This window comes from Ginsengibacter sp. (assembly GCF_057362405.1).
The window spans coordinates 1-5,732 of the sequence record NZ_JBMQQG010000258.1; the positions used below are offsets into that span (position 1 = coordinate 1).

The 5,732-nt window shown below is 39.3% G+C and carries 3 protein-coding genes and 1 pseudogene; all 4 read left to right on the forward strand.

Annotated features, from left to right (window positions below; translation table 11 throughout):
• Window positions 1-721 (forward strand): annotated as a pseudogene (locus ACO1O5_RS21675) (SusC/RagA family TonB-linked outer membrane protein); the annotation flags it as partial.
• Window positions 722-751: 30 nt separating this feature from the next.
• Window positions 752-2,365, forward strand: coding sequence for a SusD/RagB family nutrient-binding outer membrane lipoprotein (locus tag ACO1O5_RS21680; RefSeq protein WP_486274016.1), 1,614 nt, complete (start codon window positions 752-754; stop codon window positions 2,363-2,365).
• Window positions 2,366-2,546: 181 nt separating this feature from the next.
• Window positions 2,547-3,287, forward strand: coding sequence for a GntR family transcriptional regulator (locus tag ACO1O5_RS21685; protein ID WP_486274018.1), 741 nt, complete (start codon window positions 2,547-2,549; stop codon window positions 3,285-3,287).
• A partial coding sequence (locus ACO1O5_RS21690; RefSeq protein WP_486274020.1) for an ROK family protein occupies window positions 3,288-5,732 on the forward strand: 2,445 nt, incomplete at its 3' end. It lies immediately after the preceding gene.

Below are 5,732 nucleotides of genomic sequence, written 5' to 3' on the forward strand. Positions count from 1 at the left end.
AATAGTAAATGATTACGGTGATGGCACCTTGGATTATCAGTTGGATGGGTCTAAATTGGTAAAATACGGTAATTCGCAGGTAAAGGCGATTGGAGGGTTCTATAACACAGTTACCTACAAGTCTTTTGCATTGGAAATCTATACCGATTTCAGGATTGGCGGTTATGTAATGCCCACCGGGTTGAACTGGCTTACAGGCCGGGGATCTACCAAGGAAGCATTAAATGGAATGGATAAAGCTCACGGCGGTCTTTCTTACTACCTGGATGCAAATGGCTATGGCGTTGCAACGAGTGCAGCCACAGGCCCTAATGGTGAAAAGGTGTATAATGATGGAATGTTACTGAAAGGGAACCTGCCTGATGGTACGGCAAACACTCATATTGAATCGCAGGCTGTGTATTACTGGTACGTGTATAATTGGGGCGGCCCTCAATACAGCAATTCTGAATATTTTAAGTACATAGTTAAAAATACTTACTGGAAAGTACGTGAAGTATCGTTGAGCTATAATTTACCTGACAATATAGCAAGAAAAGTGAAGGCCACTAAACTGCAACTTTCCGTATTCGGACGTAATCTGTTCTATATATACAGAAGCATTAAAAATATGGATTCAGAGCAGCTTTCTGCCGGGTTACAATGGAATTCTCAATTGACTGATGCAGGAACCAATTTCACAACGAGATCATTTGGTGCTTCCATAAAAGCCAGTTTTTAATTTTAATTTTTAATTTCTTAATACAGTTTTATGAAAAAAATATTTTTAATATTAGCTATTGCTTCAGTGGCAGGATTCTCATCTTGTACCAAGAAGCAATTTGCTGATACTTATGCGGATCCTTCAAAAGTTTCTTCAACAACTCTGGAGAGCCAATATGCGGGGTTTTTATCAGCTAATTTGGGTTATGCCATGTACCAGTATTGGAATTATTTTGTGGTATTGCAGAACACTATGTTACCCTGGACACAGGTGGATGGTTTTGTAAATACTCCCGGCCGGTATATTCCCGGAGCTGCTGCTATAGGCGCCAAATGGGGTAATTATTATGCTTTTTTAGCCCAGTATAAGGAGTTTTTAAGGCTCTATAATGCCTTAACCCCTGATGATCAGGCAGCTAAAAGGATATATTATATTACCGCTACCATTTATTATTACGATCAAACCGAGAAAATGGTGGATATCTTTGGAAGTATTCCCTGGTCTGATGCGGGTTTGCTGGGTACTAATGCTGGAGATTATGTTAAGTCTGAACCCAAGTATGACGATGCGGCAACTATCTATACCACGATGCTGGATGATTTAAAGGGATTTTCTGATGAACTCAATTCGATAACCTTATCACCGGCAGTAACTACCATTGCCAATACGCAGGATTTTATTAATCATGGCGACGTTACCAAATGGAAAAAGTATTGCAATTCTCTTAGGTTACGGATGTTGACGAGGGTTTCAGGCGTTGCCTCTTTCCAATCCAGGGTAAGCAGTGAAATTGCCGCAATTGTTGGTAATTCTGCTTCCTATCCGCTCGTATTAACAAATGCGGATAATATTCTAATTAATGTAGTCAATGTTAATACATCCGTTAGTAATGGTTCCGGTACGGGTGCAAATGCTTCTTTTCACAGTGGTTTAATTGGCTGGGGTGGTGCAGATGAAGCGGGTAAAGTGATGATAGATTCGATGAATAATAATGGCGACCCAAGATTACGCTCTATGTTTGAAGCTGGGCAAAATGCGGTGCCTGCGGGAACGTTTATAGGCTTAGACCCATCATTAAGTAATACAGAAGGAACAAATTTAGCAAATGGGGGCACAATTGCCCGTTATAACCGGTCCACTTTATCCCAGAATATCATGGTTCCCGGGATGATTATAAATGCTGCTGAGGTTAATTTCCTTTTATCAGAATATTATTTAAAGGCAGGAAATGACGGCGCTGCGAAATCTACTTATGAAACGGGTATTACCCAGTCTATCCAGTACTATTATTATTTGAGAACAATCAGTAATGATCAAACAGATGCACTGTCGTTGGTAGCGCCGACGAGTGGCGAGATAAGTGCTTACATAGCCAGTAACGGAGTTGCGTGGGCTAATGTGAGCACTAACGATCAAAAATTGAATAGGATAGCCATTCAAAAATGGATCAATTTCAATGTAATGCAGCCTGATGAAGCATGGGCTGAAGTAAGAAGGCTAAAGCTTCCTGCTTTGACTTTTGTACCTGACAATGGTATTCAACCTTTACCTCCTAACAGGTGGCTTTACCCGACAGATGAGCAAACGTATAACAGTGCCAATTACCAGGCCGTTGCTGCTAGTGACAAACTCACTACGAAGATTTTTTGGGACGTCAAGTAATCAAGGTTTAATAGTTAATGTAAGATCGAAGGCCCGGATGTTTGACATCGGGCCTTTATCTTTTTTATGACATTCCTTTTAAATGAGTTTGATTAAAAAAATAAATAAACATCTGCTTATTTCTGCGCATTAGCGATGAAAAAATTTGCCTGTTTTCAGAAATTGTAATATGTTTGAACATATGAACAAAATACCCTTGTTAGACCATGATAGTAAAGTGCCGCTTCACTTGCAGGCCGAGGAACAATTGAGGAAACTTATTAAGGATAACCATTTCAAAGAAGGAGATCTTTTTCCAAAGGAAACGGATCTTGCGAGGCGGTGGGGTATATCGCGAAATACGCTCAGGCAGGGTATCAGCAATATGGTTAAAGATGGAATATTGGAGAGAAAGAAGAGAATGGGTACTACGGTAAGAAAGAAGAAGATCACTACTGATCTTAGTAACTGGTTCAGCTTTACGCATGAAATGGAAGACAAGGGGATTCCTTTTAAAGACCTGGCAAGTAAGGTTGCTTTTGTAAAGTCAAACCAGGAAGTGTCAAGGCGTTTGCAAATTCAACCGGGTACATCAGTGGTTTGCCTCGAACGTACCCGGAGCACCGGCCGAAATCCAATGGTATATTTTGAATCTTTTTTTCATCCGAGAATAGGCTTAACAGGGAAAGAAAATTTTAAACGTCCGCTTTACGAAATGCTGGATGAAACCTTTCATATTGTACCGGTTTATTCGCAGGAAGAAATCAGGGCAGTTGCTGCGAACGAAAAAATTACAGGCCTTCTGAAAATTAAAAAAGGGGCACCTGTTCTTGAACGAAAACGCCTTGTGTTAGATTCAGGAAGAAGACCTATCGAGTTTAATATCTGCTATTACCGAAGTGATTGGTTTACCTATAATATAGAAATAAAACGCCCGGGATAAATGATGCAACCTGGTAAGTATATAGGACTTGATGTGGGAGGAAGTCATGTTACCGCAAGTGTAATTGATACCTGCGTACCCGGCGATCAACCTTTGCAATTGCTTAGAAAAGACATCAACGCGTTTGACAGAGCGTTTAGCCTTATCCGTGAAATTGGTAGTTGTATCAATGAAATATTAATTGATGAAAAAAAAATAAATGCCGTTGGAATTGCATTTCCCGGACCATTTAATTATGGAAAAGGAGTTTGTGCCATTACTAATGTTGGAGGAAAATTTGAAAAAGCTTTTGGCCTTCATATAATGCAGGCGATGAAGGATATCACTGGATTAACTGATGCAAGATTTCGCTTTTCAAATGATGCGCACTGCTTTGCCACCGGGGCTTTTTATCGCCATCAACTGAAAAGTAAGAGAACTGTTTTTCTTACGTTGGGAACTGGTTTTGGTTCTGCATTTATGAAGGATGGAGTTTTATTATATAGTCACCCGGCGCTGCCCGGATCGGGAACATTTTATGACCAGGATTTTTTATTAGCTAAAGCAGATGATTATTTTTCAACACGCTGGATTTTGAATGAATACAGGCAAGCAGCTGGTAAAGAAATTTCATCAGTTAAAGAGATGGTTAGTACATATCCTGAAATTGCAGCTTCTGTTTTTGGAGAATTAGGTAACAACCTCGGGTATTTTCTTTTGCCATGGCTACAACAATTTCAATGTGACGAATTAGTAATTGGCGGAAATATTTCAAAAGCGAATGAGTTGTTTGTATCGTCGTTAAAAAGACGATTGGGACTACTTAGTGAGCACATAAAAATTATTTTTTGCGACGATACTGAAGATTGTATTTTAACAGGCGCTGCTATTCTTGCAGCAGAACAAAACGAAGCACATGATGCGCTGAGTAAAAGAAAAACAACCCAGCATTTATTGCCTGTAACTTCTGTTACAATAAGCCATTCGTCTTACGATATTTTTCCTTCGTTTCACTCCGGCTATGATGTAAACAAAGGCTTTACTTCATTGGCTGATAAGATCAATAATGAAAGAATAATTACCATCGATGGATACGGAGGTGTATTATGGGAGACCTTCCGCCAACAATTGCATAATGCCCTGTTGACAAAGAAGAAAAATGTTTTTTGGTATGATATAAATACCTGTCTCAAATCGCCTGTCGAAATTGAAAGGATGATTGAAGATAATCTCAATGGAGATGATCCTGTATTTGGCAAAAAATATAAAAGGAATCTTTCCGGCTTTTTTGACACTCAAAAACTGGAACTGCTTCATCCGGATATGGATGCAGATATATCCATTGTTTATGGTACCGGTGCTGCATTGGCCAATTGGAACGGATTGCTGATTTATACCGACGTACCTAAAAATGAAATTCAATACCGAATGAGATCGGGCAGTATAAACAATATTGGGAGTAGTGAATTGGGCTCTAACACACAAATGTATAAGCGGTTTTATTTTGTTGACTGGCCGGTACTTAATAAACACAAAGAACAATTAATAAAAAAAATAGATTGCATCGTTGATGAACAACGCATCGACGAAATAACATGGATGGATGGCATTGATTTTAGAAATACACTCAATGAAATATTGCAACAGCCCTTCCGCGCCAGGCCATGGTTTGAAGCCGGTGTTTGGGGAGGCAACTGGATGAAGAAGAACATAGCTGGTTTGAATAAAGAAGAAGTAAATTATGCATGGTCTTTTGAATTGATTACTCCCGAGAATGGAATTGTTATAGAAGGAAATGAATGCTTACTCGAAGTTTCATTCGACTTCCTTTTATTTTTTGATAATAAAAAATTACTGGGTAAGGCTGCACAGCGATTTGGAAAAGAGTTCCCCATACGATTTGATTTCCTGGATACTTTTAGTGGTGGAAATCTTTCGATCCAATGCCATCCGCGACCCAATTATATCCGGGAAAAATTTGGAGAAAATTTCACCCAGGATGAAACCTATTACATACTCGATTGTGAGCCGGGTGCAGAAGTTTATTTAGGCTTTCAAAACGATATTGAACCTGGCGAATTCAAGACGGCCTTATTGGACGCTAAAAATAAAGGTGTTGAAATGCAGGAGGAAAAATATGTACAAAAACACGCTGCTCATAAACATGATCTGTTTCTTATCCCCAATGGAACCATCCATGCTTCCGGAAAAAATAATATGGTACTCGAGATCAGTAGCACGCCCTACATTTATACTTTTAAAATGTACGATTGGTTGCGGTTAGACTTGAACGGACAACCCCGTCCTATTAATATCGATCACGCATTTAACAATCTTTACTTCGATCGGAAGGGTTCTTATGTGCAGGACAAATTAATATCGCATCCTGTAATTGAACAAGAATGGAAAAATGGCAGAAAAATAAAATTGCCAACACATGAAGAACATTTCTATTCAGTTGACCGC